The organism is Pseudomonas sp. 273 (assembly GCF_029201425.1).
Classification (GTDB): domain Bacteria; phylum Pseudomonadota; class Gammaproteobacteria; order Pseudomonadales; family Pseudomonadaceae; genus Pseudomonas; species Pseudomonas delhiensis.
In genome coordinates, this window is sequence record NZ_CP116775.1 from 51,793 (window position 1) to 78,778 (window position 26,986).

At 69.6% G+C, this 26,986-nt stretch carries 25 protein-coding genes; 11 read left to right on the top strand and 14 right to left on the bottom strand.

All coding sequences use genetic code 11. The features are described from left to right. Positions 1-62: 62 nt before the first annotated feature. From prmA to PKO50_RS00260, 6 genes are all read right to left on the bottom strand, one after another. A complete protein-coding gene (prmA, locus tag PKO50_RS00235) occupies positions 63-965 on the bottom strand; it encodes a 50S ribosomal protein L11 methyltransferase (RefSeq protein WP_275628480.1) in 903 nt (300 codons plus the stop codon). A gap of 153 nt (positions 966-1,118) precedes the next feature. Then, positions 1,119-2,468, bottom strand: a complete 1,350-nt coding sequence (gene accC, locus PKO50_RS00240) for an acetyl-CoA carboxylase biotin carboxylase subunit (protein WP_109936158.1) — start codon at positions 2,466-2,468, stop codon at positions 1,119-1,121. Between the two features lie 17 nt (positions 2,469-2,485). After that, positions 2,486-2,950: an acetyl-CoA carboxylase biotin carboxyl carrier protein gene (gene accB / locus PKO50_RS00245; protein ID WP_109936159.1), complete on the bottom strand. Its 465-nt coding sequence runs from the start codon at positions 2,948-2,950 to the stop codon at positions 2,486-2,488. A gap of 25 nt (positions 2,951-2,975) precedes the next feature. Next, positions 2,976-3,419, bottom strand: a complete 444-nt coding sequence (gene aroQ, locus PKO50_RS00250) for a type II 3-dehydroquinate dehydratase (RefSeq protein WP_009613296.1) — start codon at positions 3,417-3,419, stop codon at positions 2,976-2,978. Between the two features lie 141 nt (positions 3,420-3,560). Next, positions 3,561-5,417, bottom strand: a complete 1,857-nt coding sequence (gene dsbD / locus PKO50_RS00255) for a protein-disulfide reductase DsbD (RefSeq protein ID WP_275628481.1) — start codon at positions 5,415-5,417, stop codon at positions 3,561-3,563. 133 nt (positions 5,418-5,550) lie between these two features. After that, positions 5,551-6,459, bottom strand: a complete 909-nt coding sequence (locus tag PKO50_RS00260) for a LysR family transcriptional regulator (protein WP_275628482.1) — start codon at positions 6,457-6,459, stop codon at positions 5,551-5,553. A 115-nt stretch (positions 6,460-6,574) separates the two neighbouring features. Here PKO50_RS00260 and PKO50_RS00265 point away from each other — a divergent pair, with 115 nt between their 5' ends. Together PKO50_RS00265 and speB are read left to right on the top strand one after the other, a co-directional pair. Next, on the top strand, positions 6,575-7,666 hold the full coding sequence (locus PKO50_RS00265) for a polyamine ABC transporter substrate-binding protein (RefSeq protein ID WP_275628483.1): 1,092 nt from the start codon (positions 6,575-6,577) through the stop codon (positions 7,664-7,666). Between the two features lie 67 nt (positions 7,667-7,733). After that, on the top strand, positions 7,734-8,696 hold the full coding sequence (speB, locus tag PKO50_RS00270; protein ID WP_275628484.1) for an agmatinase: 963 nt from the start codon (positions 7,734-7,736) through the stop codon (positions 8,694-8,696). A 307-nt stretch (positions 8,697-9,003) separates the two neighbouring features. On the opposite strand, the gene PKO50_RS00275 is transcribed toward speB, so the two are convergent. Continuing rightward, positions 9,004-10,617 carry a PleD family two-component system response regulator gene (locus tag PKO50_RS00275; RefSeq protein WP_089390096.1) on the bottom strand — a complete coding sequence of 538 codons (1,614 nt, stop codon included), beginning with the start codon at positions 10,615-10,617 and terminating at the stop codon, positions 9,004-9,006. A gap of 249 nt (positions 10,618-10,866) precedes the next feature. On the opposite strand from PKO50_RS00275, the gene PKO50_RS00280 reads away from it, so the two are divergent. The 4 genes from PKO50_RS00280 (at position 10,867) to speA (ending at position 15,322) form a co-directional block, all read left to right on the top strand. Further along, complete coding sequence (locus PKO50_RS00280; RefSeq protein ID WP_089390097.1) at positions 10,867-11,934, top strand: DUF2333 family protein; 1,068 nt, start codon at positions 10,867-10,869, stop codon at positions 11,932-11,934. Then, a complete protein-coding gene (locus PKO50_RS00285) occupies positions 11,934-12,470 on the top strand; it encodes an NUDIX hydrolase (RefSeq protein ID WP_275628485.1) in 537 nt (178 codons plus the stop codon). The genes PKO50_RS00280 and PKO50_RS00285 overlap by 1 nt, the downstream gene beginning before the upstream one ends. A 334-nt stretch (positions 12,471-12,804) precedes the next feature. After that, positions 12,805-13,176 carry a translation initiation factor Sui1 gene (locus PKO50_RS00290; RefSeq protein ID WP_089390099.1) on the top strand — a complete coding sequence of 124 codons (372 nt, stop codon included), beginning with the start codon at positions 12,805-12,807 and terminating at the stop codon, positions 13,174-13,176. Positions 13,177-13,408: 232 nt separating this feature from the next. Continuing rightward, a complete protein-coding gene (speA, locus tag PKO50_RS00295; protein ID WP_275628486.1) occupies positions 13,409-15,322 on the top strand; it encodes an arginine decarboxylase in 1,914 nt (637 codons plus the stop codon). Between the two features lie 240 nt (positions 15,323-15,562). Here the strand turns inward: speA and PKO50_RS00300 are convergent, their stop codons facing one another. Continuing rightward, positions 15,563-16,981: a PLP-dependent aminotransferase family protein gene (locus PKO50_RS00300; RefSeq protein ID WP_109936166.1), complete on the bottom strand. Its 1,419-nt coding sequence runs from the start codon at positions 16,979-16,981 to the stop codon at positions 15,563-15,565. Positions 16,982-17,105: 124 nt separating this feature from the next. On the opposite strand from PKO50_RS00300, the gene cbpA reads away from it, so the two are divergent. Both cbpA and PKO50_RS00310 read left to right on the top strand, forming a co-directional pair. Continuing rightward, complete coding sequence (cbpA, locus tag PKO50_RS00305; RefSeq protein WP_109936167.1) at positions 17,106-18,056, top strand: curved DNA-binding protein; 951 nt, start codon at positions 17,106-17,108, stop codon at positions 18,054-18,056. After that, positions 18,053-18,355: a chaperone modulator CbpM gene (locus tag PKO50_RS00310; RefSeq protein WP_109936168.1), complete on the top strand. Its 303-nt coding sequence runs from the start codon at positions 18,053-18,055 to the stop codon at positions 18,353-18,355. The genes cbpA and PKO50_RS00310 overlap by 4 nt, the downstream gene beginning before the upstream one ends. A 382-nt stretch (positions 18,356-18,737) precedes the next feature. On the opposite strand, the gene PKO50_RS00315 is transcribed toward PKO50_RS00310, so the two are convergent. Continuing rightward, positions 18,738-19,298 (bottom strand): NADPH-dependent FMN reductase, encoded by a 561-nt coding sequence (locus tag PKO50_RS00315; RefSeq protein WP_275628487.1) that lies wholly within the window; start codon positions 19,296-19,298, stop codon positions 18,738-18,740. A 184-nt stretch (positions 19,299-19,482) separates the two neighbouring features. On the opposite strand from PKO50_RS00315, the gene PKO50_RS00320 reads away from it, so the two are divergent. Further along, positions 19,483-20,241 (top strand): NAD-dependent epimerase/dehydratase family protein, encoded by a 759-nt coding sequence (locus tag PKO50_RS00320; protein ID WP_109936170.1) that lies wholly within the window; start codon positions 19,483-19,485, stop codon positions 20,239-20,241. Next, entirely contained in the window at positions 20,238-21,071 is an 834-nt protein-coding gene (locus PKO50_RS00325; RefSeq protein WP_275628488.1) for an arylamine N-acetyltransferase, read from the top strand. Before PKO50_RS00320 ends, PKO50_RS00325 begins: the two co-directional genes overlap by 4 nt. On the opposite strand, the gene PKO50_RS00330 is transcribed toward PKO50_RS00325, so the two are convergent. From PKO50_RS00330 to PKO50_RS00345, 4 genes are all read right to left on the bottom strand, one after another. After that, a complete protein-coding gene (locus tag PKO50_RS00330; RefSeq protein WP_109936172.1) occupies positions 21,068-21,526 on the bottom strand; it encodes a DUF2214 family protein in 459 nt (152 codons plus the stop codon). The genes PKO50_RS00325 and PKO50_RS00330 overlap by 4 nt on opposite strands. A 114-nt stretch (positions 21,527-21,640) precedes the next feature. Next, on the bottom strand, positions 21,641-22,990 hold the full coding sequence (locus PKO50_RS00335) for an MATE family efflux transporter (RefSeq protein ID WP_275628489.1): 1,350 nt from the start codon (positions 22,988-22,990) through the stop codon (positions 21,641-21,643). 52 nt (positions 22,991-23,042) lie between these two features. Further along, entirely contained in the window at positions 23,043-23,444 is a 402-nt protein-coding gene (locus PKO50_RS00340) for a YkgJ family cysteine cluster protein (protein ID WP_275628490.1), read from the bottom strand. An 81-nt stretch (positions 23,445-23,525) separates the two neighbouring features. Continuing rightward, complete coding sequence (locus PKO50_RS00345; RefSeq protein WP_109936174.1) at positions 23,526-23,975, bottom strand: DMT family transporter; 450 nt, start codon at positions 23,973-23,975, stop codon at positions 23,526-23,528. Between the two features lie 89 nt (positions 23,976-24,064). Between PKO50_RS00345 and PKO50_RS00350 the strand changes: the two genes are divergently transcribed. Next, complete coding sequence (locus tag PKO50_RS00350) at positions 24,065-24,499, top strand: SRPBCC family protein (RefSeq protein ID WP_275628491.1); 435 nt, start codon at positions 24,065-24,067, stop codon at positions 24,497-24,499. Positions 24,500-24,879: 380 nt separating this feature from the next. Here the strand turns inward: PKO50_RS00350 and PKO50_RS00355 are convergent, their stop codons facing one another. Next, positions 24,880-26,907, bottom strand: coding sequence for an NADPH-dependent 2,4-dienoyl-CoA reductase (locus tag PKO50_RS00355; RefSeq protein WP_275628492.1), 2,028 nt, complete (start codon positions 26,905-26,907; stop codon positions 24,880-24,882). Positions 26,908-26,986 lie beyond the last annotated feature (79 nt).

The following is a 26,986-nucleotide window of genomic DNA, read 5'->3' on the forward strand; positions in this document are numbered from 1 at the left end:
GATAAACGGTCGCTTAGTCTAACTCAAGCCTCGGCGTGCGGGCAGTTGGCCGCCACCGTGGTTCAGCGGCGGCGGCCGCTGATGCGTACCCAGCCCTCGCGCTCGGCGGTGGGGTCCAGCTCGAAGGCGTCGGCGTAGGCGGCGCGGACTTCCTCGGCCTGTTCGGCGAGGATGCCCGACAGGGCCAGGCGGCCGCCCGGCTTGACCAGGGAAGTCAGCTGGCCTGCCAGTGAGACCAGGGGACCGGCGAGAATGTTCGCCACCACCACGTCGGCCTGCCCGGCGGGCAGGTCGGCCGGCAGGTCGGCCGGCAGGTCGGCCGGCAGGTAGACCGGGAACAGCGCCGGGTCGATGCCGTTGCGCGTGGCGTTGTCGCGCGAGGCCTCCAGGGCCTGCGGGTCGATGTCGGTGCCCAGCGCCTGCCTGGCGCCCAGCAGCAGCGCGGCGATGGCGAGGATGCCGGAGCCGCAGCCGAAGTCCAGCACGGTGTCGCCGGCCAGTTCCTGGCCGTCCAGCCATTCCAGGCACAGCGCGGTGGTCGGGTGGGTGCCGGTGCCGAAGGCCAGGCCCGGGTCGAGTAGCAGGTTCACCGCGTCCGGCTCCGGCGCCTCGTGCCAGCTGGGCACGATCCACAGGCGGCGGCCGAAGCGCATCGGCTTGAAGTTGTCCATCCAGCTGCGTTCCCAGTCCTGGTCCTCGACCACTTCGACCTGGTGCCGGGGCAGCTTGCCGCCGGTCAGCAGTTGCAGGTGCGCCAGCAGCGCGGCCTCGTCGGTGCCGTCCTCGAACAGGGCGAGCAGGTGGGTGTGGGTCCACAGCGGGGTGGTGCCCAGGTCCGGCTCGAAGATCGGCTGGTCCTCGGCATCCATGAAGGTCACCGAGACGGCGCCGACTTCCAGCAGCGCGTCCTCGTAGGTGGGCGCCTGCTCCGGGGTGATGGCGAGGCGGACTTGAACCCAGGGCATGAAAGGCTCCCTTCGGGAGCGGCTGCAGGCTTCAGGCTGCAGGCCGCAGGAAAAAGAAAGGGAGCGACCTTGGTCGCTCCCGTCGATAATCGTTCCAGGCCCAGGGGGCGACATACCGGCCTGTCGCCTGAAGCCTATAGCCTGTAGCCGATATCAGTGCTTGTCCATACCCAGCTTCTTCTCCAGGTAATGGATGTTCACGCCGCCCTTGCAGAATTCCTTGTCGCGGACCAGGTCCTTGTGCAGGTCGATGTTGGTCTTGATGCCGTCGACGATCAGCTCGTCCAGGGCATTGCGCATGCGCGCCATGGCTTCGTCACGGTCCTTGCCGTAGGTGATCAGCTTGCCGACCAGCGAATCGTAGTTCGGCGGTACGGTGTAGCCGCTGTACAGGTGCGAGTCGACGCGCACGCCGTTGCCGCCGGGGGCGTGGAAATGCTTCACCTTGCCCGGGCTGGGCATGAAGGTGCGCGGGTCCTCGGCGTTGATCCGGCATTCCAGGGCGTGGCCACGGATCACCACGTCTTCCTGGCGGACCGAGAGCTTCTGGCCGGAGGCGATGCGCAGCATTTCCTTGACGATGTCGATGCCGGTGACCATCTCCGATACCGGATGCTCCACCTGCACGCGGGTGTTCATCTCGATGAAGTAGAAGCGGCCGTTCTCGTAGAGGAACTCGAAGGTGCCGGCGCCACGGTAGCCGATCTCGACGCAGGCGCGAACGCAGCGCTCGAGGACTTCCGCGCGGGCCTTCTCGTCGATGCCCGGTGCCGGCGCTTCTTCGAGGACCTTCTGGTGGCGGCGTTGCAGCGAGCAGTCGCGGTCGCCCAGGTGGATGGCGTTGCCCTGGCCGTCGGAGAGCACCTGGACTTCCACGTGACGCGGGTTGGTCAGGAACTTCTCCAGGTAGACCATGGAGTTGCCGAAGGCGGCGCCGGCCTCGGTGCGGGTCAGCTTGGCCGACTTGATCAGGTCTTCCTCGCTGTGCACCACGCGCATGCCGCGACCACCACCGCCACCGGCGGCCTTGATGATCACCGGGTAGCCGACCTCGCGGGCGATCGCCAGGGCGGTCTCCTCGTCTTCCGGCAGCGGGCCGTCGGAGCCCGGCACGGTGGGCACGCCGGCTTTCTTCATGGCGTCCTTGGCCGAGACCTTGTCGCCCATCAGGCGGATCACGTCGGCGCTGGGGCCGATGAAGGTGAAGCCGGAACGCTCCACCTGCTCGGCGAAGTCGGCGTTCTCGGCGAGGAAGCCGTAGCCCGGGTGGATGCCGTTGGCGCCGGTGACTTCGGCAGCGGCGATGATCGCCGGGATGTGCAGGTAGGACTGCCCGGCCGGGGCCGGGCCGATGCACACGGCCTCGTCGGCCAGGGACAGGTGCATCAGCTCGCGGTCGGCGGTGGAGTGCACCGCGACCGTCTTGATGCCCAGCTCCTTGCAGGCGCGCAGGATGCGCAGCGCAATTTCGCCGCGGTTGGCGATCAGTACTTTATCCAACATCGCAGGTTCCCCGCGGCTTAGACGATGGTGAACAGCGGCTGGTCGTATTCGACCGGCTGGCCGCTTTCCACCAGGACCTGCCCGATGACGCCGCTGGTCTCAGCCTCGATGTGGTTCATCATCTTCATGGCTTCGACGATGCACAGGATGTCGCCTTTCTTCACGCTCTGGCCGACTTCGACGAAGGGCGCGGCGGTCGGCGACGGCGAACGGTAGAAGGTACCGACCATCGGCGAGCGGACGACGTTGCCGTTCAGCTGGGCGGCGGCCGGCGCGGCTTCGGCGGCCGGGGCGGCGGCGACCGGGGCGGGCGCCGCGGCCGGCGCCGGGGCGTAGGCCGGCGCGGCGGCGTAGATCGGCTGGGCGGCGGCCTTGCTGTGGCGGCTGATGCGTACCGACTCTTCGCCTTCGCGGATTTCCAGCTCGTCGATACCGGATTCTTCGAGCAGTTCGATCAGTTTCTTGACTTTACGGATGTCCATTAGCGTTCGCACTCCCAGGTGATGGTCACGGGCGTTCAAGTTGTTCGAGGGCGGATTCCAGGGCCAGGCGATAGCCTGTGGCTCCCAGGCCGCAGATCACCCCTACCGCCACGTCGGAGAAGTAGGAGTGATGCCGGAAAGGTTCACGTTTGTGCACGTTGGACAGGTGCACTTCGATGAATGGGATGCTCACCGCGAGCAACGCGTCACGTAGGGCGACACTCGTATGCGTGAAAGCCGCCGGATTGATGAGGATGAAGTCCACGCCTTCGCCGCGGGCGGCATGGATGCGCTCGATCAGTTCGTACTCGGCGTTGCTCTGCAGGTACATCAGGTGATGGCCGGCCTCGCGGGCGCGGCGCTCCAGGTCCTGGTTGATCTGCTCGAGGGTGACCGAGCCGTAGACGCCGGGTTCGCGGGTGCCGAGCAGGTTCAGGTTGGGCCCGTGCAGGACCAGTAGGGTGGCCATCGGCTTGTTGTTCTCTCGTCGCGCGGATTGGAAATTGGCCGGGACTATGCCGGAAACCGGTCGTGACTGTCCAGTCATGCCGGTTTTGCAGTAGATGTCGGCATGTTGCCTGATGATTGCTGCAGAAATATGAGGCGCGCTCTAGCGCGCGCCCGCCTGCCGCAGATGGGCGGCCAGGGTGGCCGCGTTGGTCTCGCCGACGATGCGCAGGTCGCTGTGTTCCTGGCCGTTCGCGGCGAACAGCAGCAGCGCCGGCGGGCCGAACAGGTTGTAGCGGTCGAGCAGGGCGCGCTGCTCGGCGGTGCTCTCGGTCATGTCGAAGCGCAGCAGCCGGTAGCCGGCCAGTTGCGCCTGGACGTCGGCATCCGGCAGCACCTGGCGCTCGATGATCTTGCAACTGATGCACCAGTCGGCGTACCAGTCCAGCAGCACCGGGCGGCCATTGGCGCTGGCATCGGCCAGGGCGGCGTCGAGCTGCGCCGGGGTGGTCAGGTTCTGCCACTGGCCGGGCGTCGAGCTGGGCGGCCCGGCGTGGCTGGAGGGTTCGGAGCGGCCCAGCGGGTGCAGCGGGTCGGATTCGCCGCGCAGGGCGCCGGCCCAGGCGGCCAGGGCGTAGACCAGGAACATCAGGCCCAGCAGCTGGGCGCCGCGTTGCAGCGGCGTCTTGCGCACCAGCTCCAGGGTGCCCAGGGCGATGGCCACGCCGCCGGCCAGGGCGCCCCACAGGGCCAGGCTCACCGGGCCGGAGAGCACCCGCTCCAGCAGCCAGATGGCCACCGCCAGCAGCAGCACGCCGAAGAAGTTGCGCACGCCGGTCATCCAGGCCCCGGATTTCGGCAGCACGGCGCCGCCGCCGGCGCCGAAGATCACCAGCGGGGTGCCCATGCCCAGGCCCAGGGCGAACAGCAGCAGGCCGCCGCCCAGGGCGTCGCCGGTGCTGCCGATGTACAGCAGCAGGCCGGCCAGGGGCGCCGAGACGCAGGGCGAGACCAGCAGGCTGGAAAGCACGCCGAGGGTGGCCGCGCCGGCGATGGAGCCGCCGCGGGTGTCGGCCGCCATGCGGTCCAGGCGCTCGCGCAGGAAGCCCGGCAGGCGCAGTTCGAAGACGCCGAACATGGCGATGGCGAAGGCCACGAAGAAGGCCGCGAAGGGCACCAGCACCCAGGGCGACTGCAGCATCGCCTGCAGGTTGAGCCTGGCGCCGAACAGCCCCATGAGCGCGCCGAGCACGGCGTAGCACACCGCCATCGGCAGCACGTAGGCCAGCGACAGGGTGAAGCCGCGCATGCCGCCCGGGCGCCCGCGCAGCACCACGCCGGAGAGAATCGGCAGCATCGGCAGCACGCAGGGGGTGAAGGTCAGCGTCAGGCCGGCGAGGAAGGCGATCAGCAGGCCGCGGTCGAGCTTCTTGATCTTGCCGCTGCCTTCGCCCTTGAGCAGCGCCAGCAGGTCGTCGACCACCGCCGGCTCGCCGGAATCCACGGCGGCCCCGGCCGCGGCGGCGGGCTTGGCGCCGAGGCTGGCCTCGCCGCTGGCGGAGACCTGCACCTGGACGGTCTCCGGGGCGTAGCACAGGCCCTTGTCGGCGCAGCCCTGGTAGGTGACGGTGAGGCGGTAGGGCAGCTTCCGCGGGTTGTTCAGCGGCACCTTGATGTCGGTGATGGCGTAGTAGACCTGGGAGTCGCCGAAGTAGTCGTCGTGGTGGGCCTTGCCCGGCGGCAGCTGCACCTCGCCGAGGCTGACCTCGGCCGGCTCGACCTGGAACTTCATGCGGTGGCGGTAGAGGTAGTAGCCCTCGGCGTTGACGAAGCGCAGCAGCACCTGCTGGGCGTCGCTGTCCTCGATGCTCAGGCGGAAGGCCTCGGCCACCGGGAGGAACTTGCCCTCGGCCGGCGCCGCGGTACTGAAACCGGGGGCGGCGGGGGCCGGCTTGTCGAACAGGCCGGCCGTGGCGGGCAGGGCGACCAGGAACAGGAGCAGGGTCAGCAGGCGGCGCATGGAACTCTCGCGGACTTTCTGGGTGGCGGCATGATAGCGGAAAGCTTCCGATGCGGCCCGAGGAGCTGTCACAAGAAGTGATCGAGGCTGTGGGACTTCGCCTGCGCGTCCTGGTTCCCGCGTCGCTGCCGCGTCAATCGGCCGCGTGCCGGCTGAACGCCCCCAGCAGGTCGCTGACGAAGGCCTGTTCGGCGTCGCCGGGGTGGCGGCCACGGTGGCGGGTCAGGCTGAAGGCCACCTCGAAGCCCAGTTCGCCCGGCAGCAGCTCGCGCAACTGGCCGCGCTCGATCCAGGGTTGCGCGACATGCCGGGGCAGGTAGCCGATGTGCGCGCCGGAGAGGATGAACGCCAGGCTGCCGTCCACCTGTTCGCAGCGCGCGCTGCTGCGGCTGGTCTGCAGCGGTTCGTCGGCGGCGATGAAGCGGTAGGGGTGCAGCACCTGGTCGGCGTCGGCCAGGGAGTCGCGGGTCGGCTTCCTTTGCTCGAAGGCCGGGTGGCCCGCGCCGCAATACAGGCCCTGGGATTCGACGAACAGGGGGCGATGCTCCAGCGCCGCCTGGGTGCCGGCGAAGTAGCCGACCGCCAGGTGCAGCCGGTCCTGCAGCAACAGGCGCTCCAGTTCGGCGGGCGTGGCGGTGAGCAGCTCCAGGCTGACCGCCTCGTTGCGCTGGCGGAAGCGGCGGATCGCCTCGGACAGTCGCGCGACGACGCTTTCTTCGAGACTTTCCGAAAGACCGATGCGCACCTCGCCCAGCAGCTTGTCGGCCACGCCGCGCGCCTCGTCGCGGAAGCCCTCGATGGCGACGAACAGCCGCCGCGTCGATTGCAGCAGGTGCTCGCCCTTGGGCGTCAGGCGGAAGCCGCCCTTGCCGCGCTCGCACAGGCGGTAGCCCAGGCGCGTCTCCAGCTTGGCCATCTGGATGCTGATGCTCGGCTGGCTCAGGCCCAGCTCGCCCTGCGCCGCGCTGAAGCCGCCGCACTCCACCACGGTGACGAACAGGCGCAGCAACTGCAGGTCGAGGTCGCGCAACTGGCTGAGCATGGCTGTCTCCAAACATTGTTCCGGTGAAATGCCAAAGTAATTAACTTTGTATTTTTACAAAGTAAAGCCCGCCCCATGCTCGCCCCATAACCACAACAACCCCGAGGCGATGATCATGCGTGTGTTTCCCTGGGCTTCCCTTGCGGCCCTGCTCGCGGCCCTGGCCATGCCCCTGCAGGCGCAGGAGCGGGTGCTCAACCTGTACAACTGGGCGGATTACGTCGGTGCCGAGGCCTTGCAGCGCTTCCAGAAGGAAACCGGCATCCGCGTCAGATACGACACCTTCGACAGCGCCGAGGTGCTCGACAGCAAGCTGATGACCGGCCGCAGCGGCTACGACGTCGTCTTCCCCGCCAGCAGCGGGCTGGCCCGCGCCATCCAGGCCAAGGCCGTGCAGCCGGTGGACGATGCGCAGCTGAAGAACTTCGCCAACCTCGACCCGGAACTGCTGGCCAAGCTGGCCGCCATCGATCCGGGCAACCGCTACGGCGTGCCCTACACCTGGGGCACCGTGGGCCTGGCGATCAACAAGGACGAAGTGCTCAAGCGCATCCCCGGCGCGCCGCTGGACAGCCTCGACCTGCTGTTCAAGCCCGAATACGCCAGCCGCCTGGCCGACTGCGGCATCTCGCTGATCGACTCGCCCCAGGAGGTGATCAGCGTGGCGCTCAACTACCTGGGCAAGCCGCCCTACAGCACCGACGCGGCCGACCTGGCCCAGGTCCGCCAGTTGCTCGAGAAGCTGCAACCCAACGTGCGCTACATCGCCAGCGGCAAGCACATCAACGACCTGGCCAACGGCACGCTGTGCCTCGCGCTGACCTACACCGGCGATGCGCTGATGGGCGCCGCGCAGGCCAGGCAGGCGAACAAGCCATTCGAGGTGATCTACCGGATACCCAGGGAAGGCACGCTGATCTGGTTCGACACCATGGCCATCCCGGTGGACGCGCCGCACCCGCAGGAAGCGCGCGCCTTCATCGACTTCATGCTGCGCCCGGACGCCATCGCCGAGCTGACCAACACCCTGTACTTCGCCAACGCCAACCGCAAGGCCACGCCGCTGCTCAATGCCGACGTGGCCAGCGACCCGGACATCTACCCGGTGCCGGCCATGCGCCAGAAGCTGTTCGGCGAGCAGTTGCTGACCTTGAAGCAGCAGCGTGAGCGGACGCGGCTGTGGTCGGCGTTCCGCACCCGCTCCTGAGTGAGGGGGGAGCCGCAGGCGCCGAGCTTTCAGGACACACCCAAAAAACACCGATGATGAGGACACCATGGATCTCGCCCACGACAACGACCAGGCCATCACCCGCGACAGCCTGTATGGCACCGCCGCCGAATCCACCTACGCCGGCATCACCAGCTTCATGCGCCGCCGCTACAGCCGCGACCTGCGCGGCGTCGACCTGGTGGTGAGCGGCGTGCCCTTCGACACCGCCACCACCAACCGCCCCGGCAGCCGCTTCGGGCCGCGGGCGATCCGCGCCGCCTCGGCGCAGATGGCCTGGGCCCGGCACTTCCCCTGGGAGTTCGACCCCTTCGACCACCTGGCGGTGATCGACTACGGCGACTGCTCCTTCGACCACGGCGTGCCGCAGGAAACCCCGGAAGCCATCGAAGCCCACGCCGCGCGCATCCTCGATGCCGGCTGCGCGCTGCTGACCCTGGGCGGCGACCACTTCATCAGCTACCCGTTGCTCAAGGCCCATGCGAAGAAGCACGGCCCGCTGTCGCTGATCCACTTCGACGCCCACAGCGACACCTGGCCGGACGAGGACTGCCAGCGCATCGACCATGGCACCATGTTCTACCATGCCGCCCGCGAGGGGCTGGTGGACCCGGCGCGCTCGGTGCAGGTCGGCCTGCGCACCACCAACGACGATGTGATGGGCTTCCAGGTGCTGGACGCCCGCGAAGTGCACCGCCACTCGCCGCAGGCCATCGCCGAACGCATCCGCGCGCGGGTGGGGGACAACCCGGTGTACCTGACCTTCGATATCGACTGCCTCGACCCGGCCTTCGCTCCGGGCACCGGCACGCCGGTCTGCGGCGGGCTCAGTTCGCACCAGGCGCTGGAAATCCTCCGCGCGCTGCGTGGCATCAACCTGGTGGGCATGGACGTGGTGGAGGTCGCGCCGCCCTACGACAGCGCCGAGATCACCGCCCTGGCCGGCGCGACCCTGGCGATGGAGATGGTTTGCCTGTACGCGGCGCGGCACAAGCTGGGCGAGCGTTGATGGGATGACCCGGTAGGCGCGGGAAACTCATCCTATGGGGCTTCGTGGTTGAACCTGGCGCGCAAATGACTTGCCGGCTGCGCTGAAATGCTCTTCGTAGGAGCGAGCTTGCTCGCGAACAGACGCGGTGCAATGCGGTTCGCGAGCAAGCTCGCTCCTACGAAAAGCCGCTGTCTATTGGGTTCCCGCGTTCGCGGGAATGACGGGGTGAGCGTCGTATTTTCCGGCGTCATTCTCGCGAACGCGGGAACCCAGAGAACAGCGCAGGAGCGGACCTTGTCCGCGATAGCCGGGGGGCGGCGGCGTGCTACGCGAACACCTCGACGCGGTTGCGCCCGCCGTGCTTGGCGCGGTACAGCGCCTCGTCGGCGCGCCGGGCCAGGACGGTGACGTCCTCGTCCTGGCCCAGCTGGGCGATGCCGCAGCTGAAGGTGCAGGCCAGGTCGGCGGGCTTGGCCGGGTAGCGGATCTCGGCGAAGCGCTGGCGGATTTCCTCCAGCACCTTGTGCGCCGCCGTGCTGTCGGTGTCCGGCAGCACCACGGCGAATTCCTCGCCGCCGTAGCGGCCGATGTGGTCGGTCTTGCGCAGGCGCTGCTTGAGGAACAGCGCCAGGCTCTTGATCACCCGGTCGCCCATGGGGTGGCCGTAGCTATCGTTGACCTTCTTGAAGTGGTCGATGTCGAGCATGGCGAAGGTCAGCGGGCGGCCCTCGCGGCGCGCGCGGTAGCTGGCGTCTTCCAGCAGCTGCAGGGTGTGGGTGTGGTTGTACAGCCCGGTGAGGCTGTCGCGCACCATGCGCGCCTTGAGGCTGCGCGCCCGCGCCGCGCGGTTGCGCACGGTGGCGATCAGGTGGCGCGGCTTGATCGGCTTGGTGAGGAAGTCGTCGCCGCCCTCGCTCATGGCGTCCAGCTGCTTGTCCAGGTCGTCCTCGGCCGACAGGTAGATGATCGGCACGCTGACGTGGCGCTCGTGCTGGCGGATCACCTTGGCCAGCTCGGTGCCCAGGCATTCGGGCATGTACATGTCGAGGATGATCAGGTCGGGCTGGAACTCGGCCAGCTCGGCCATCACCGACAGCGGCGCGGTGAGCGCGCGGGTGACGACGCCGGCGCCGTTGAGGACCATCTCGGTGTGCGCCGCCTGGGCCCGCGAGTCGTCGACGATGAGCACGCGGAAGGGGTCGTAGTGGGCGACGCGGGTGAGCAGCTCGATCTTCTCCAGCACCCCGGAGGCGTCCAGGGTGCCGCTGAAGAACTCCTGGCCGCCGGCGCGGGCCGCGGCCAGGCGCGTCGGGGTGTCGGTTTCCTCGTGGCTGAAGAACAGCACCGGCAGCTTGTGCGCCAGGCCCGCCTGCACCTCCTCGGCCAGGGCCAGGCCGTGGCCCGCGCCGGCGAAGTCGACCTCCATCAGCAGCGCCGCCGGGTGGCGCTCGGCCATGGCCGCGCGGAAGGCCGCGGCGTTCTCGCACAGTTGCGCGTGGACGCCGAAGAACTCCAGCTGCTGGGCCAGGCGCTCGGCGCGCTCGGCGTCCTGCAGGGCCAGGTAGACCGGCTTGCGCAGCGGCGGCAGCTGGGTGTGCTCGAGCTGGTCGCCATGCCGCAGGCCGGTGCGCGACAGGCGCAGCATCAGCTGGGCGAACTCGTTGATCAGCTCGCTGGACAGGCGCCCGCGGTTTTCCGCCACGGCGTCCAGCCCGGCGCCGATGGCGGCGGCCAGCTGGGCGTGCTCGGCCTGCTCGAAGCGTTCGGCGTAGCGCTGCAGGCGCAGGGCGGCCTCGCGCAGGTCGAGCATGCCGCTGGCGGTCCATTCCGAGCGGCTCAGCTGCTGCCAGATCTCCAGCACGTGCCGGGCCTGGTGGATCACCCGCTGGGCGAAATGGTGTTTCAAGCGATCACGGGTCGGATCGTCGTGCTCGGTCATGGCGCGCTTCTTGTGGGGGCTGACGCGGTGGCGAGAGTCGCCGGAGCGGTGATGGCATCATGCTACCATTTGCCGCTGGCAATTCCAGTGATGTCAGTCAAGGATCGCCACGCGTGCCATGCAGAGGGTAGGCTGCCCTTAGGGCGCCGACTGCGGCATGCTAGTGCGCCTGGATCGCGGCATCGTCCGGCACCTGTGGCGAGGCTGGCGGTCCAACCTCTTTCCGTTAGTCGAACCAAGGACTTTGCCATGTGGAACTGGAAGAATCGCGGCGGCTCGGTGCGCGAGCGCGTCGACGACAGGGTTGACGATGTGCGCGCCTACTTCGGCGGGCCCTGGCTGGCGCGCGTGGTGGGCGGGCTGCTGGGCGCCTACCTGGTGGTCGCCGGCCTGGTCGGCTGGTACTGGAGCCGCGAGCCGGACCTGTTCCCCGTGCAGCAACACGCCCAGCAGGCCGCCGAGCGCGCCGGGCGGCAGATGGTGGTGGGCTACACCACCGTGGAAACCCTCAAGGAAGTGGTCGGCACTGTGCTGAACAAGCCGGGCGGCTACCTGTCCAACGACATCTTCCCGCCGGGCCTGTGGCTGGACAACATGCCCAGCTGGGAATACGGCGTGCTGGTGCAGACCCGCGACCTGTCCCGCGCCCTGCGCAAGGACTTCGCCCGCTCGCAGTCGCAGTCCACCGAGGACGCCGACCTTGCCCGCGCCGAGCCGCGCTTCAACTTCGACAATAAAAGCTGGGCGCTGCCGTCCTCCGAGTCGGAGTACGCCGAGGGCATCAAGTCCCTGGACCGCTACCTGGCGCGGCTTTCCGCCGAGCAGCCGAGCGCGCAGTTCTATGCCCGCGCCGACAGCCTGAACAACTGGCTGGGCGACGTCTCCACCCGCCTGGGCTCGATGTCCCAGCGGCTCTCGGCCAGCGTCGGCCGGGTCAAGCTCAACACCAACATCAATGCCGCCGCGCCGCTGGCCCCCGGGCAGGCGCCGCAGGTCGACGAGGAACTGCAGGAAACCCCCTGGCTGCAGATCGACAACGTGTTCTACGAGGCCCGCGGCCAGGCCTGGGCGCTGTCGCACATCCTGCGCGCCATCGAGGTCGACTTCGCCGACGTGCTGGCGAAGAAGAACGCCACCGTCAGCGTGCGGCAGATCATCCGCGAGCTGGAGGCCACCCAGGAACCGTTGTGGAGCCCGATGGTGCTCAACGGCGGCGGCTTCGGCGTGCTGGCCAACCACTCGCTGGTGATGGCCAACTACATCTCCCGGGCCAACGCCGCGATCATCGATCTGCGGCAGCTGCTGGCGCAGGGCTGATGGACCTCGTCAGCGCCGCCGAGGCCGCCCACCGGCTGGCCTCGGACCGGGAACTGATCGCCTGGGTGGACGAGCGCGACCAGTTGCTGGGCGAGTTGCCGCGCGCCCAGCTGCGCGAGCGCGGGCTGATCGGCCGCGGCACCTTCATCCTGCTGTTCGACGGCGCCGGGCAGCTCTGCGTGCATCGCCGCAGCCTGAGCAAGGCGGTGTACCCGGGCTACTGGGACGCCGCCGCCGGCGGCATGGTCCAGGCCAGCGAGAGCTACGCCCTGTCGGCCCGCCGCGAGCTGGAGGAAGAGCTGGGCGTGGCCGGCGTGGAACTGCGCGAGCACGGCACCTTCTTCTTCGACGAACCGGGCAACCGCCTGTGGTGCGCGGTGTTCTCCGCCACCTGGGACGGGCCGCTGAAGCTGCAGCCGGAAGAGGTGCTGGAGGCGCGCTTCGTCGAGCCGGGGGTGGCTTTGGAGGAGGCTGGCGCCGGGGCTTTGTACTGTCCGGACTCTTTGCAGGCTTTGAGGCTTTATTTGGCTTCTTGAGCGGCAGGCGGCAGGCGGCAGGCGGCAGGCTGCAAGCTGCAAGCTGCAAGCGGAAAGCTGAAGAGCCCCTCACCCCGGCCCTCTCCCGCAAGCGGGAGAGGGCCGGGGTGAGGGTGCTTTTTGAGGGGGCCATGGGGGCATGTCGCCAATCCGCCGATCAATGACGCATTTCCACCCTTAGCATTTGCCTCCAATGCTGGTAAATTGCGCGACCTTTCCGCCCGGGTCCTCCGGCGGGAATGCGCAGCCCCTGCCTGAGTGGGGCGTCGCGGTCGGCGCCAGCCGATCATTCGTTGACCTGGCCCCTAGAGGCCAATCCTGGGGAAAACGCCCGGTGGTCAAGAAAGCATCCTCCCTGTCCGCCCTCGGCGGGCTCGTCTACTCCACCGATGCGGGCCGGCATTGCCCGGACTGCAAGCAGCCCATTGGCGCCTGCACCTGCAAGCAGTCCGTGGTCCCGGCCGGCGATGGCATCGCCCGCGTGCGCCGCGAGACCAAGGGCCGCGGCGGCAAGACCGTGACCACGGTCAGCGGCGTGCCCCTGGCCGAAGACGCCCTCAAGGAACTGGCCAGCGCGCTGAAGAAGCGTTGCGGCACCGGCGGCGCGCTGAAGGACGGCGTCATCGAGATCCAGGGCGACCACGTCGAGCTGCTCCTCGAAGAGTTGGCCAAGCGCGGCTTCAAGGCTAAGAAATCCGGCGGCTGATTCGTCTCTCCCCTGCAGGGAACGGGTTAGGCAGCGGCGCAGGGCGCCGGCATGCCGGCCAGCCCGTTCCCTAGATGGGAGATGCGCCGCGCTCGCGAGTTCGCCACGCTTTCCTAAACTACCGCCAGAGATGGCGGTCAACACGGCAACGTCATACCCGACGTATAGGCTTGTTGCGTCCGCGCGCTACCCGCGCCGGGCGCTCGACTTTCTTTTCAGGAGACACCCGCGCATGGCCGCAAGACGGACCCGCAAAGACGACGGCAGCAACTGGACGGTGGCGGACAGCCGCAGCATCTACGGTATCCGCCATTGGGGCGCCGGTTACTTCGCGATCAACGACGCCGGCAACGTCGAGGTGCGCCCGCAGGGTGCCGACGCCCAGCCGATCGACCTGCACGCGCTGGTCGGCCAGTTGCGCGAGGCGGGCCTGTCGCTGCCGCTGCTGGTGCGCTTCCCGGACATCCTGCAGGACCGCGTGCGCAAGCTGACCGGCGCCTTCGACGCCAACATCGCGCGCCTGGAATACGGCAGCCGCTACACCGCGCTCTACCCGATCAAGGTCAACCAGCAGGAAGCGGTGGTGGAAAGCATCATCGCCACGCAGAAGGTCTCCATTGGCCTGGAGGCCGGTTCCAAGCCCGAGCTGATGGCGGTGCTGGCGCTGGCGCCCAAGGGCGGCACTATCGTCTGCAACGGCTACAAGGACCGCGAGTTCATCAAGCTGGCGCTGATGGGGCAGAAGCTCGGGCACAACGTCTTCATCGTCATCGAGAAGGAGTCCGAGGTGCAGCTGGTGATCGAGGAGGCCGAGCAGGTCGGCGTGCTGCCGCAGGTGGGCCTGCGCGTGCGGCTGTCCTCGCTGGCGTCCTCGAAGTGGGCCGACACCGGCGGCGAGAAGGCCAAGTTCGGCCTGTCCGCCGCGCAGCTGCTGTCGGTGGTCGAGCGCTTCCGCAAGGCCGGCCTGGACCAGGGCGTGCGCCTGCTGCACTTCCACATGGGCTCGCAGATCGCCAACCTGGCCGACTACCAGCACGGCTTCAAGGAAGCCATCCGCTACTACGGCGAACTGCGCGCCCTCGGCCTGCCGGTGGACCACGTGGACGTCGGCGGCGGCCTGGGCGTGGACTACGACGGCACCCACTCGCGCAACGCCAGCTCGATCAACTACGACATCGACGACTACGCCGGCGTGGTGGTGGGCATGCTCAAGGAGTTCTGCGACGCCCAGGGCCTGCCGCACCCGCACATCTTCTCCGAGAGCGGCCGCGCGCTGACCGCGCACCACGCGGTGCTGATCACCCAGGTCACCGACGTCGAGCGGCACAACGACGAGCTGCCGAAGATCACCGACCGCGCCGAGCAGCCGGAGATCGTCCAGTACCTGGCCGACCTGCTGGGCCCGACCGACGCCGAGATGGTCACCGAGACCTACTGGCGCGCCACCCACTACATGAGCGACGCCGCCAGCCAGTACGCCGAGGGCAAGATCAGCCTGGCCCAGAAGGCCCTGGCCGAGCAGTGCTACTTCGCCATCTGCCGGCGCCTGCACAACCAGCTCAAGGCCCGCCAGCGCTCGCACCGCCAGGTGCTCGACGAACTCAACGACAAGCTCGCCGACAAGTACATCTGCAACTTCTCGGTGTTCCAGAGCCTGCCCGACACCTGGGCCATCGGCCAGGTGCTGCCGATCCTGCCGATCCACCGCCTGGGCGAGGAGCCGGACCGCCGCGCGGTGCTGCAGGACCTGACCTGCGACTCCGACGGCAAGATCACCCAGTACGTCGACGAGCAGAGCATCGAGACCAGCCTGCCGGTGCACGACGTGAAGGAAGGCGAGGACTACCTGATCGGCGTGTTCCTGGTCGGCGCCTACCAGGAAATCCTCGGCGACATGCACAACCTGTTCGGCGACACCGACTCGGTGAACGTCTACCAGGACGCCGACGGCAGCTTCCACCACGCCGGCATCGAGACCCACGACACCATCGAGGACATGCTGCGCTACGTGCACCTGTCGCCCGAGGAACTGATGACCCACTACCGCGACAAGGTGGCCGGGGCCAAGCTCACCGCCCGCGAGCGCACCCAGTTCCTCGACGCGCTGCGCCTGGGGCTGACGCGCTCGGCGTACCTGTCGTCCTGACGGTGTTCCTAGTAGGAACGGTAGGTGGGGCAGCGTAGGAGCGGACTCTGTCCGCGATTTCGTAGGGCGAATAACCGTTCGCGGTTATCCGCCGATTGACCTTGGCCATAGGCGCGCACTGGATTCAACCTCGGAGCCGCTTCCGGGCTGGCCTGGGGTCTGGCCTGGGGTGTCCAGCCCAGCCGTGGCGCGTGGGATAAGTGAGGTGTAGCGGCGTATAACCGCGAACGGTTATACGCCCTACGTTTCCATTACCCCCGCCACGCGCCTGGCCAATTCGGTTGCCTGCCGCTCGTCTTTTACATTGGTGAAACTCATCACCAGTGCCGGTTCGCGCTTCGCCTCTACGCACCAATTGTTCAACGCCTGTAAGCCCAGGCCGGCTTCCCGGGCGCGGGCGGCGATGGCCTTGTCGTCGCCGTCGATGCGGCCGATCAGGTGCAGGCCGCCGGGCAGCTCGGCGAAGCGCATGCGTTCGCCCAGGCGCCGCTCCAGCGCGCTGCGCAGCAACTGCCGGCGCTGCGCGTAGAGCGTGCGGGTGCGCTTGAGGTGGCGGGCGAAGTGGCCCTCGCTGATGAAATCGCACAGCGTCGCCTGCTGCAGCTCGGCGCAGCCGTTGGCGAAGGTCTGCTGGCTGCGCACGAAGCGCGCCAGCAGCGCTTCGGGCACCACCAGGTAGCCCAGGCGCAGGGCCGGGAACAGCACCTTGCTGAAGGTCCCGGCGTAGAGCACGCGGCCCTGGCGGTCGAGGCTCTTCAGCGCCGGCAGCGGGAAGCCGGCGTAGCGGTACTCGCTGTCGTAGTCGTCCTCGACTATCCAGGCCCCGGCCTGGGCCGCCCAGTCCAGCAAGGCCAGGCGCCGCGGCAGGCTCAGGGCCACGCCGGTGGGGCTCTGCTGCGAAGGGGTGACCAGGGCGAAGCGGGCGTCCGGCGCACGGCGCAGGCCTTCCTCCACGCACAGGCCGTCGGCGTCCACCGGCACCGCCACCGGTGCTGCGCCGGACGCGGCCATCAGCTGGCGCCCGCGCGGGTAGCCGGGGTCCTCGTGCCAGACGGCATCGCCTGGCTGCAGCAAGGTGCGGCTGATGAGGTCCAGCGCGCCCTGGTAGCCGGCGCAGATCAGCACCTGCGCCGGCTCGCAGGCGATGCCGCGGGACACGTTGAGGTAACCGGCCAGCGCCTCGCGCAGTGGCGCGTAGCCGCAGGGATCGGGGTAGGCCAGCTCGACACTGGTGCCATGGCGCAGGCGGCGCCCGGCCAGGCGCGACCAGAGCGAGCGGGGGAAGGCGTCCAGCGCCGGCAGGCCGAGCTGCAGCGGCAGCACCTGCGGGCCGTGGGCGATCAGCCCGGGGAACACCTGCTCGGCCTGGGGCGCCAGGCGCGCCGGGCGTTCGGCGCTGCGCCCGGCCAGTTGCGGCGACACCACGGTGCCCGCCGGGCCGCGGGCCAGCAGGTAGCCTTCGCTGGTCAGCAACTGGTAGGCCAGTTCCACGGTGCCGCGGGCCACGCCCAGCTCGCTGGCCAGGCCGCGCACCGGCGGCACCCGCTCGCCCGGGCGCAGGGTGCCGCGGGCGATGGCCTCGCGGATGCGCTCGTAGAGCTGGCGGTAGATCGGCTGCGCCAGGCTTGGGTCCAGGCGCAGGGCGAGGGGCTCGGTCATGGCCTGGTTCGCTGCGGGCATTGGGGATAAATGACTATGCCATGACGCGGATCAGCCGTCGCGAGCGGACGACTGCCGCGCCAGCGGCTAGGCTTGCAGTTCCAGACCCGGGAGCAGCAAGGCGATGGATTTCAAGGATTACTACGCGGCGCTGGGCGTGGCGCCGGACGCCGACGAGAAGGCGATCAAGACCGCCTACCGCAAACTGGCGCGCAAGTACCACCCCGACGTCAGCAAGGAACCGGACGCCGAAGCGCATTTCAAGGAAGTCTCCGAGGCCTACGAGGTGCTCAAGAGCCCCGAGAAGCGCGCCGAGTACGACCAGTTGCGCCAGTACCAGCAGGGCGGCCATTTCGAGGCACCGCCGGGCTGGCAGCCGTCCGGCGGCTTCGAGGGCGCCGAGCATTTCCAGGAGCAGGACTTCTCCGACTTCTTCGAATCGATCTTCGGTGCCCATGCCGGCCCGCAGGCCCATCGCCGGCGGGAAAGGCGCGGCCGCGACATCGAGCTGGAGGTGCCGCTGTTCCTCGAGGAGAGCCAGTCCGGCGAGCCGCAGCCGATCCGCTTCAGCCTGCCCAGCTACGACGAGCAGGGCCGGCGCCTGCCCGACGTGGAGAAGACGCTGAAGGTGCGCATCCCGCCCGGCGTGGTGGATGGCGAGCGCATCCGCCTGAAGGGGCAGGGCGCGGCGGGGCTGGGCGGCGCGCCGGCCGGCGACCTCTACCTGATCATCCGCCTGGCGCCGCACCCGCTGTTCGACGTCGACGGCCGCGACCTCGTCCTCGGCGTACCGCTGGCGCCCTGGGAAGCGGCGCTGGGGGCGAAGATCGAGGTGCCGACGCTGAACGGCCGCATCGCCCTGGGCGTGCCGCCGGGCAGCCAGAACGGCCAGCGCCTGCGCATCCGCGGCAAGGGCCTGGCCGGCAAGGGCGGGGACGCCGCCGGCGACCTCTACGCGGTGCTCAAGGTGGTGATGCCCAAGGGCGCGCCCGAGGGCGAGACGCGCAAGCACTGGGAAGAACTGGCCGCCCGCGCGGCCTTCGATCCACGCAGCCAGTGGGGTAAACGGCCATGAGCGAGATACTGCTGAGCCTGGAGCTGGAAGAGCTCTGCGAGGGCGCGCGGTTGCCGCGCGAGACGCTGCTGGAGATAGTCGAGGTGGGCATCGTCGAGCCCCTGGAGCGGCGTGGCGACACCTGGCTGTTCAGCGTCGAGTCGCTGACCCTGGTGCGCCGCGCGGTACGCCTGCAGCGCGAGTTCGAGGTGGACTGGCCGGGCATCGCCCTGGCCTTGCGCCTGCTCGACGAGGTGGAGCAACTGCGCACCGACAACGCCCGCCTGCGCCAGCGCCTGGCGCGTTACGAGGAAGATTGAAGGGGCGGGGAGGCCGCCCCGCCCCACATTCCCCATGTAGGAACGGGAGGCGCGGTATTCCTCCCCGTAGGAGCGGACCTTGTCCGCGATAGCCGGACGTATCGGCGCGGATCGCGGATGAGATCCGCTCCTACGCTGCCCCACCCGCGCCATTCAAATGTAGGAGCGCGCCCTACGCGCGAATCGCGGGCAGGGCCCGCTCCTACAGGTTGCCGGGAGGCGCGGTATTCTTCCCCGTAGGAGCGGACCTTGTCTGCGATAGCCGGACGTATCGGCGCGGATCGCGGATGAGATCCGCTCCTACGCTGCCCCACCCGCGCCATTCAAATGTAGGAGCGCGCCCTGCGCGCGAATCGCGGGCAGGGCCCCTACAATTCGCGATTCAGGCCCCGGCGATCTTCTCCACCCAGCGGGCATAGCTGTCGATGATGGTCTGCAGGAAGGGCCCGACCTGGTCGTTGGCCTTGCCGGCGGCGTCGAAGAAGTTGCCGGCGCCGCCCAGGTAGGTTTCCGGCTGCTGCATGCAGGGCACGTCGAGGAACACCAGCGACTGGCGCAGCGCGTGGTTGGCGCCGAAGCCGCCGATGGCCCCCGGCGAGACGCTGACCACCCCGCCCGGCTTGCCGCCCCAGGCGCTCTTGCCATAGGGGCGCGAACCCACGTCGATGGCGTTCTTCAGCGTCCCCGGCACCGAGCGGTTGTATTCCGGGGTGACGAACAGCACCGCGTCGGCGCGGCGGATGCGCTCGCGGAAGGGCGCATAGCTGGCCGGGGCGTTGTCGCCGTCCAGGTCCTCGTTGTACAGCGGCAGCTGGCCGATCTCGACGATCTCCAGCTTCAGGTTCGCCGGAGCCCGCTCGGCCAGGGCCAGGGCCACCTTGCGGTTGAGGGATTCCTTGCGCAGGCTGCCGACCAGCACGGCGACGTCGAAGACTTTGCTCATGGTGTTTCCTTGTTGCGAGGGGAGTCGGGAACCTTCGTTATAGACGAGAAATGTGGCATTCGCGGGGGCGCTGCGCGGATCGGTCGCGCGAGCATGTCCCAGTCTGTTGATCGATTCTTGGCTCTGTCGACTGTGCCATGGCGCACCTAGAGTGGCCCCATCCACCCCCAGACGAGATGCGGACATGTGCACGAGAATCTTCTTCGCCGGCGCCACCGGCGCCGTGGGCAGGCGCCTGCTGCCCCTGCTGCTGGCGCGCGGCTACCGGGTGCTGGCGAGCAGCCGTGACCCGGCCCGGGCCGAGGCCCTGCGCGCGGCCGGCGCCGAGGCCTTGGTGCTGGACATCTTCGATGGCGCGGCGCTGGAGAGTGCCATGCTGGAGTTCCGCCCGCAGTGGGTGATGCACCAGCTCACCGACCTGCCGCCCGGCCTGGACCCGGCGCGCATGGCCGAGGCCACGCCGCGCAACGCCCGGGTGCGCCGCGAAGGCACCGCCAACCTGGTGGCCGCGGCCCGCGCCGCCGGGGCCCGGCGCCTGGTGGCGCAGAGCATCGCCTGGGCCTATGCGCCGGGGCCCTTGCCGCACCACGAGCGGCAGCCGCTGGACCTGGCGGCCGATGGCCCCCGCGCCATCAGCGTCGGCGGCGTCGCCGCGCTGGAGAACGCCGTGCTCGGCGCCGCGCCCCTGGAAGGCCTGGTGCTGCGCTACGGGCGCCTGTACGGCCCGGGCACCGGCTTCGACGAACCCGACCCGCGCCTGGCCCTGCACGTCGACGACGCCGCCCGCGCCGCGTTGCTGGCGCTGGAGTGGGGCGCACCCGGGTGCTACAACCTGGCCGAGCAGGACGGCGAAGTCAGCACCGCACTGGCGCGCCACCGGCTCGGCTGGCAACCGGGCTTTCGCCTGGAGGCCCACGCCATGACCCAAGGAGAAACCCCATGACCCCGCTCACCCCCTTCGCGCCGCAGCAATTGCAGGCCTGCCTGGCGCGCCTGGGCCTGCCGCCGCAGGCGCCGGCCGCGACCCTGGAGACGCTCGAGCGCCTGGTCGACGCCGCGCTGCACCACCTGCCCTTCGAGAACCTCGACGTGCTGCTGGAGCGGCCCGTCGCCATCGAGCCGGAGGCGGTCTTCGCCAAGGTCGTCGAGGGCGGCCGCGGCGGCTACTGCTTCGAGCTGAACAGCCTGTTCGCACGCCTGCTGGCCAGCCTCGGCTACCGCGTCAGCCTGCTGGTGGCGCGGGTGCGCTGGGGCATGCCGGCGGAGGTCGAGCGCACCCAGCAGAGCCACCTGCTGCTGCGCATCGAGCTGGAGGAGGGGCCCTACCTGGCGGACGTCGGCTTCGGCGGCGCCAACCCGTCACGGCCGCTGCCGCTGGTGATCGGCGAGGAACTGCCCGGCGGCTGGCGCATCGCGCCCCACGACGGCGACGAACTGGAGCTGGCGCTGCACACCGCCAGCGGCTGGCAGGCGCTGTACCGCTTCACCTTGCAACCGCAGTACTGGGTCGATTACCTGCCGCGCAACTGGTACACCTCGACCCATCCCGACAGTGTGTTCCGCAAGAGCCTGCGGGTGGCGCTCAGCGAGGGCGGCATGCGCCTGACCCTGCTCGACGGCCAGTTCGGCTGGCGCGATGCCCGGGGCAACGCCGAGCAGCGGCGCATCCTCGACGTCGACGAGCTGATCGAGGTGCTGCGCGGGCGCTTCCATCTGCGCCTGCCGCCGGCCACCGGCGAGGCGCTGCGCGAGCGCCTGGCGCGGCTGCTCTAGCTACCGGTCATGCCGATGCCGTGGGCCATCAGGCTGGCCAGCAGCGGCAGGATCAGCATCGCCAGCAGCTCGATGCGGATCACCAGGGTCACCCGCCGGCCCTGGGCCTCGCCGACCTGCGGGGCCTGGCCGGCCTTGAGCGCGTTGCGCCAGTTGAGGAAGGTCATGGTCGGGTAGATGGACAGCAGCGCCACCAGCACGAACAGGCCGACCAGGGCATGGAAGGCGGCGTTGTGCAGGTAGTAGTCCAGGCCCTTGGCGAACCACAGGGTGCGGGCGATGCCGCTGAGCAGCACGACGCCGGCGCTGGCGCCGTAGGCCAGGTCGATGATCACCAGGCTGCGGGCGCGCTTGGCGTCCAGCGGCAGCTGGAACAGGCGGTGCTCCAGCACCAGCAGGGCGAACATCACGAAGATGGAGACGAAGTGCAGGTAGGCAACCAGGGCTGAGGCCATGTCGTGGGGTCCTTGTCAGGCATGGGCCGTGGTCGCGGCCACGGCTTCGTTGTCATAGGCGCGATCGCGAATGCGCCGCCTCGCACTGTAGAGCGCGGCGGCGGCGCCTGCCAGTCAGGTGGAGGGCACGCCCACCCAGGCGTTGCGGCGCGTCAGCCGCCAGGCGTAGAGGGCCAGGATCAGCCCGCGCAGCAGCATGAAGCACAGGAACGCCAGCCACAGCCCGTGGTTGCCCAGCGGCTGCAGCAGCCAGCCCAGCGGCAGGCTCACGGCGCAGGCCAGGAGCATGGCGTTGCGCATCTCGCGGGCGCGGGTGGCGCCGATGAACAGGCCGTCGAGCAGGTAGCTCCACATGCCGATCAGCGGCAGCACGGCGAGGTAGGGCAGGTACTGGTCGGCCACCGCGCGCACCTCGGGGATGTCGCTCTGCAGGGCGATGAACAGGTGCCCGGCGCTGCCGAAGAACAGCACGAAGGCCAGGCTGGCCAGCAGCGACCAGCCGCAGGCGACCACCAGCGAGCGGCGCAGCGTGCGGCGGTCGCCGCTGCCGATGGCATGGCCGCACAGGGCTTCCACCGCGTGGGCCAGGCCGTCGAGGGCATAGGAGGTGATCATCAGGCCGTTGAGCAGCAGGGCGTTGGCCGCCACCGTGGCGTCGCCCAGGCGCGCGCCCTGCACGGTCACCAGGAAGAACACACCCTGCAGCGCCAGGCTGCGGATGAAGATGTCGCGGTTGACCATCAGCAGCGGCGCCCAACTGGCCCAGCGGCGCAGGCGGCGCCAGTCCGGCGCCCCGGGGAAGCGCCCCAGCGCGCCGCGGGCCAGCCACAGGCCGAGCAGTGCGCCGCTCCACTCGGCGATCACCGAGGCCTGCGCGGCGCCGGCCACGCCCCAGCCCAGGCCGAGCACGAAGAGCAGTTCCAGGGCGATGTTCACCAGGTTGGTGGTCAGCAGGATGGCCAGCGGCCCGCGGGCGTTCTGCGTGCCCAGCAGCCAGCCGATCAGCGCATAGCTGGCCAGGGCCGCGGGCAGGCCGAACAGGCGGATGTGGAAGAACTGCCGGGCCAGGCCGTCGAGTTCCGGCGAGGCGTTCATCAGGCCCATGGCCACGGGCGTCAGCGGCACCGCCAGCAGGCCCAGCAGCAAGGCCAGGCCCATCGCCAGCAGCAGGCCCTGGCCGAGGATGCGCCGCAGCGCGCCGCCGTCGTCGCGCCCGGCGGCCTGGGCGGCGAAGCCGGTGGTGCCCATGCGCAGGAAGCCGAGCACGCCCACCAGCAGGGTGTACAGGCTGCCGCCCACGGCCACGGCGCCCAGCTGGTGGGCATGGGGCAGGTGGCCGATGACCGCGCTGTCGACCAGGGTCACCAGCGGCACGGATACGTTGGACAGGATCATCGGCGCGGCCAGCGCCCAGACCCGCCGGTGGGTCGGGCGATCGCGCCAGGCGTCGCTCAGTGGGTTCATGCAGGGCTCCGGAACAGCGCCGCAGTATAGCGGGGCCGCGGCGCCCGCGGTCCTACGCCTGCTTCTTGCGGTAGGCGCAGTAGCCCGGGCGCGGGCCCACCTGCGGGTGGTTGCGGCAGGTGTCCGGGCGCTTGGCGTAGACGGTGCACAGGCGCGTCTTGCGGTCCAGGTACAGGCAATCGCCGTTGCTGCTGCGGGTGAGGGTGAAGATGCCGCTCTTCTGGTTGAAGCGCTCGATCAGGCCTTCCTTGCTCAGGCGCTTGGCGATGTTCTTCGCCGGCTCCTCGCGCTCGAACTCGTCCACCACGCCCAGGCGGATGAGGTCGCCGATGCGCACTTCCACCGGCATGGTGCAGCAGCTGGCATGGCAGTCGCGGCACAGGCCCGAGCTGTACTTGGCCCAGGTTTCCAGGCGGTCGAGGTCGGCGTCGGCGATCAGCGGCGGTTTTCTCATGGCGGCGGCACGGTGCGTTGCGGGGCGCGCAATCATAGTGACCTCGACGGCGGATTGCGCGCGCTTTCGACGAAATGGCGCTCAGCCCTTGCGGATCAGCCAGATGCCCACGCCGATGGCGGCCAGGCCGGCGAGCTTCATGGCGCTGACCGGGTTCTCCTTGAAGCCGGCCCAGCCGAAGTGGTCCAGGCTCATGGCCATGCCCAGCTGGCCGGCCAGCACCAGCACCATGAACAGCAGGGCACCCACCCGCGGCGCGGCGAAGGCGGCGATGAAGATGAAGAACATGCCGAGGAAGCCGCCGCACCAGTGCCACCAGTGCAAAGAGCGCAGCGCCTGCAGGGCGGGGAACTCGCGGTTGGCCAGGGTCAGCACCAGCAGGCCGAGGGTGCCGACGAAGAAGGAGATCAGCGCGGCGGCCAGCACGCTGGACACCTGCTTGGCCAACTGGCCGTTGATGCCCGCCTGCAGCGGCAGGCAGGCGCCGGCGATCAGCGGCAGGACGAACATCCACCAGGGCGGCGTGGGCATGGGGTACTCCTTGGCAGTCGAAGCGAAAAGAACAGCCGGCTAGTATGCACCAGACCGGAGCAACGCTCCCGCCTCGCTGGAGAGAAACCATGGGCACCTTCGCTTCCCGTACCCTGGCCGTGCGCATCGAGCGCCCCTGGCAGGTGGCCTACGACTTCCTCGCCGAACCGCGCAACTTCCCGCGCTGGGCCTCGGGCTTGTGCAGCGCCATCGAGCCGCTGGACGATGATCAGTGGCTGGCGCAGACGCCGCAGGGGGCGCTGCGGGTGCACTTCTCGCCACGCAACCCGTTCGGCGTGCTGGACCACGACGTGCTGCCGGACGACGCGCCACCGGTGCACATCCCCCTGCGCCTGATCGCCAACGGCGACGGCTGCGAACTGCTGCTGACCCTGCTGCGCCAGCCGGCGATGGACGACGCCACCTTCGCGCGCGACGCGCAGTGGGTGGAAAAGGACCTGGGGGCGATCAAGGCGCTGCTGGAGTCCGAGGAGCTGCCCTGGTCGATGGGGTGGTCGCCGTGACCGGGTTGGTGCTTCGAGGTTGAACGCCGTGCATGCCTGGGGCCAAGGTCAGGCGGCGTATAACCGCGAACGGTTATACGCCCTACGCCACTTGTAGGCGTCGCTGCTTTTCGTAGGAGCGAGCTTGCTCGCGAATGGGGTTTTCCGATTGCTCTTGAGCTGGATTTGAGCACGTTCCCTCTCCCCAGCCCTCTCCCTGAAGGGAGAGGGGGCTTGTCCGTGCCGGCGGGGAATAAGGTTTTAACCGGGAAACATGGAGGTGTTTTCGGCTGACTCAGGACTAATCAAGCACGCCGAACGGTCCCCTCTCCCTTCAGGGAGAGGGTTAGGGAGAGGGCGCTCTTCGGAATAGCACCACCCCCCCAACGAAACACACCCCCTCACAACCGCGCCGCCAACTCCGCCCCCTCGCGTATCGCCCGCTTGGCGTCCAGCTCCCGCGCCAGGCGGGCGCCGCCGATGATGTGGTGGCGCAGGTTCTCCGCGGCCTGGGTGGGTTGCAGTTCCAGCAGCGGTTCCTGGCCGGCGCAGACCACCACGTTGTCGACCTCCAGGCACTGCTCGCGGCCTTCCACGCGGATGTGCAGGCCGGCGTCGTCGATGCGCAGGTATTCCACGCCGCCCAGCATTCGCACCTGGTGGTGCTTCAGGTGGGCGCGGTGCACCCAGCCGCTGGTCTTGCCCAGGCCGGTGCCGGGCGTGCCCGGCTTGCGCTGCAGCAGCCACAGCTGGCGCTTCGGCTCGGCCGGGGTGGGTTGGCGCAGGCCGCCGGGGGTGCAGTTGTCCAGGTCGATGCCCCATTCGCCCAGCCACTGGCCCAGCGGCTGCGGGCCTTCGCCCTCGGCGAGCAGGTAGCTGGCGACGTCGAAGCCGATGCCGCCGGCGCCGATCAGCGCCACCCGCTTGCCCACCGGCGCGCCCTTCAGCACGTCCAGGTAGCCGAGCACCCTGGGATGGCCGATGCCCGGCAGCTTCAGTGCCCGCGGGCGGATGCCGGTGGCGACTATCACCTCGTCGAACTGCCCCTGCAGCTCGCCGCGGGCGATGCGCCGGTTCAGTTGCAGGTCCACGCCCAGCTCGGCCAGGCGCCCGGCGAAGTAGCGCAGGGTTTCGCCGAACTCTTCCTTCCCGGGGATGCGCCTGGCCAGGTTGAACTGCCCGCCGATCTCGCCGCTGGCCTCGAACAGGCTCACGCGGTGGCCGCGCTCGGCCGCCACGCAGGCCGCCGAGAGCCCGGCGGGCCCCGCGCCTATCACGGCGATGCGCTTGGGCTGGCGTACCTTGCGGTAGCGCAGCTCGGTCTCGTGGGCGGCGCGCGGGTTGACCAGGCAACTGGCGCGGCGGTTGGCGAAGGCATGGTCGAGGCAGGCCTGGTTGCAGGCGATGCAGGTGTTGATGCGCCCGGGCTGGCCGGCGGCGGCCTTCTGCACGAACTGCGGGTCGGCCAGCAGCGGCCGGGCCAGGGAGACCAGGTCGGCCTGGCCGCTGGCGAGCAGCGCCTCGGCCACTTCCGGGGTGTTGATGCGGTTGCTGGCGATCAGCGGGATGCGCAGTTCGCGGCGCAGGCGCGCGGTCACCTCGGCGAAGGCCGCCCGCGGCACCGAGGTGACGATGGTCGGCACCCGCGACTCGTGCCAGCCGAAGCCGCTGTTGAGCACATCGACGCCGGCCTCCTGCAGCGCCAACGCCACCTGGCACACCTCGTCCCAGGTGTTGCCGCCTTCCACCAGGTCGAGCAGCGACAGGCGGAAGCCGATGACGAAGCGCTCGCCCAGCGCGCGGCGGATGCGCCGGACGATCTCCAGCGGCAGGCGCATGCGGTTCTCCAGGCTGCCGCCCCAGCGGTCGCGGCGGCGGTTGCCGCGCGGGCAGAGGAACTGGTTCAGCAGGTAGCCTTCGCTGCCCATGATCTCCACGCCGTCGTAGCCGGCGGCGCGGGCCAGGCGCGCGCAGCGGCTGAAGGCGGCGATGGTACGGGCGATGCCGCGCTTGGACAGCTCGCGCGGGGCGAACCAGCTGATCGGCGATTTGAGCGCCGAGGCCGAGACCACCAGCGGGTGGTAGCCGTAGCGCCCGGCGTGGAGGATCTGCAGCAGGATGCGCCCGCCCTCGGCGTGCACCGCCCGGGTCAGGCGGCGGTGCGCCGGCACCTGCAGGCTGCTGGTGAGGTCGCTGCCCAGCGGCAGCAGCCAGCCCTCGCGGTTGGGCGCGAAGCCGCCGGTGACGATCAGCCCCACGCCGCCGCGGGCGCGCTCGCGGTAGTAGGCGGCGAGCTTGCCGAAGTCCCACAGGCGGTCCTCCAGGCCGGTGTGCATGGAGCCCATCACCACGCGGTTGCGCAGGTGCAGCGGGCCGATCTGCAGCGGGGCGAGCAGGTGGGGGTAGGGGCTGGCGTCGGTGGCGTGCATGCTGGCCTCATCGGCAGGGCGATGACGGCACCATAGGAAGTTGCGCGGCGCCGGTGAACGGCCCGGCTGACGGCCGCGC

What these genes read in the sequence shown, in the direction of transcription:
- prmA (WP_275628480.1), bottom strand. Translation starts at nt 965, where the DNA reads ATGCCCTGGGTTCAAGTCCGCCTCGCCATCACCCCGGAGCAGGCGCCC.
- accC (WP_109936158.1), bottom strand. Translation starts at nt 2,468, where the DNA reads ATGTTGGATAAAGTACTGATCGCCAACCGCGGCGAAATTGCGCTGCGC.
- accB (WP_109936159.1), bottom strand. Translation starts at nt 2,950, where the DNA reads ATGGACATCCGTAAAGTCAAGAAACTGATCGAACTGCTCGAAGAATCC.
- aroQ (WP_009613296.1), bottom strand. Translation starts at nt 3,419, where the DNA reads ATGGCCACCCTACTGGTCCTGCACGGGCCCAACCTGAACCTGCTCGGC.
- dsbD (WP_275628481.1), bottom strand. Translation starts at nt 5,417, where the DNA reads ATGCGCCGCCTGCTGACCCTGCTCCTGTTCCTGGTCGCCCTGCCCGCC.
- PKO50_RS00260 (WP_275628482.1), bottom strand. Translation starts at nt 6,459, where the DNA reads ATGCTCAGCCAGTTGCGCGACCTCGACCTGCAGTTGCTGCGCCTGTTC.
- PKO50_RS00265 (WP_275628483.1), top strand. Translation starts at nt 6,575, where the DNA reads ATGCGTGTGTTTCCCTGGGCTTCCCTTGCGGCCCTGCTCGCGGCCCTG.
- speB (WP_275628484.1), top strand. Translation starts at nt 7,734, where the DNA reads ATGGATCTCGCCCACGACAACGACCAGGCCATCACCCGCGACAGCCTG.
- PKO50_RS00275 (WP_089390096.1), bottom strand. Translation starts at nt 10,617, where the DNA reads ATGACCGAGCACGACGATCCGACCCGTGATCGCTTGAAACACCATTTC.
- PKO50_RS00280 (WP_089390097.1), top strand. Translation starts at nt 10,867, where the DNA reads ATGTGGAACTGGAAGAATCGCGGCGGCTCGGTGCGCGAGCGCGTCGAC.
- PKO50_RS00285 (WP_275628485.1), top strand. Translation starts at nt 11,934, where the DNA reads ATGGACCTCGTCAGCGCCGCCGAGGCCGCCCACCGGCTGGCCTCGGAC.
- speA (WP_275628486.1), top strand. Translation starts at nt 13,409, where the DNA reads ATGGCCGCAAGACGGACCCGCAAAGACGACGGCAGCAACTGGACGGTG.
- PKO50_RS00300 (WP_109936166.1), bottom strand. Translation starts at nt 16,981, where the DNA reads ATGACCGAGCCCCTCGCCCTGCGCCTGGACCCAAGCCTGGCGCAGCCG.
- cbpA (WP_109936167.1), top strand. Translation starts at nt 17,106, where the DNA reads ATGGATTTCAAGGATTACTACGCGGCGCTGGGCGTGGCGCCGGACGCC.
- PKO50_RS00310 (WP_109936168.1), top strand. Translation starts at nt 18,053, where the DNA reads ATGAGCGAGATACTGCTGAGCCTGGAGCTGGAAGAGCTCTGCGAGGGC.
- PKO50_RS00315 (WP_275628487.1), bottom strand. Translation starts at nt 19,298, where the DNA reads ATGAGCAAAGTCTTCGACGTCGCCGTGCTGGTCGGCAGCCTGCGCAAG.
- PKO50_RS00320 (WP_109936170.1), top strand. Translation starts at nt 19,483, where the DNA reads ATGTGCACGAGAATCTTCTTCGCCGGCGCCACCGGCGCCGTGGGCAGG.
- PKO50_RS00325 (WP_275628488.1), top strand. Translation starts at nt 20,238, where the DNA reads ATGACCCCGCTCACCCCCTTCGCGCCGCAGCAATTGCAGGCCTGCCTG.
- PKO50_RS00330 (WP_109936172.1), bottom strand. Translation starts at nt 21,526, where the DNA reads ATGGCCTCAGCCCTGGTTGCCTACCTGCACTTCGTCTCCATCTTCGTG.
- PKO50_RS00335 (WP_275628489.1), bottom strand. Translation starts at nt 22,990, where the DNA reads ATGAACCCACTGAGCGACGCCTGGCGCGATCGCCCGACCCACCGGCGG.
- PKO50_RS00340 (WP_275628490.1), bottom strand. Translation starts at nt 23,444, where the DNA reads ATGAGAAAACCGCCGCTGATCGCCGACGCCGACCTCGACCGCCTGGAA.
- PKO50_RS00345 (WP_109936174.1), bottom strand. Translation starts at nt 23,975, where the DNA reads ATGCCCACGCCGCCCTGGTGGATGTTCGTCCTGCCGCTGATCGCCGGC.
- PKO50_RS00350 (WP_275628491.1), top strand. Translation starts at nt 24,065, where the DNA reads ATGGGCACCTTCGCTTCCCGTACCCTGGCCGTGCGCATCGAGCGCCCC.
- PKO50_RS00355 (WP_275628492.1), bottom strand. Translation starts at nt 26,907, where the DNA reads ATGCACGCCACCGACGCCAGCCCCTACCCCCACCTGCTCGCCCCGCTG.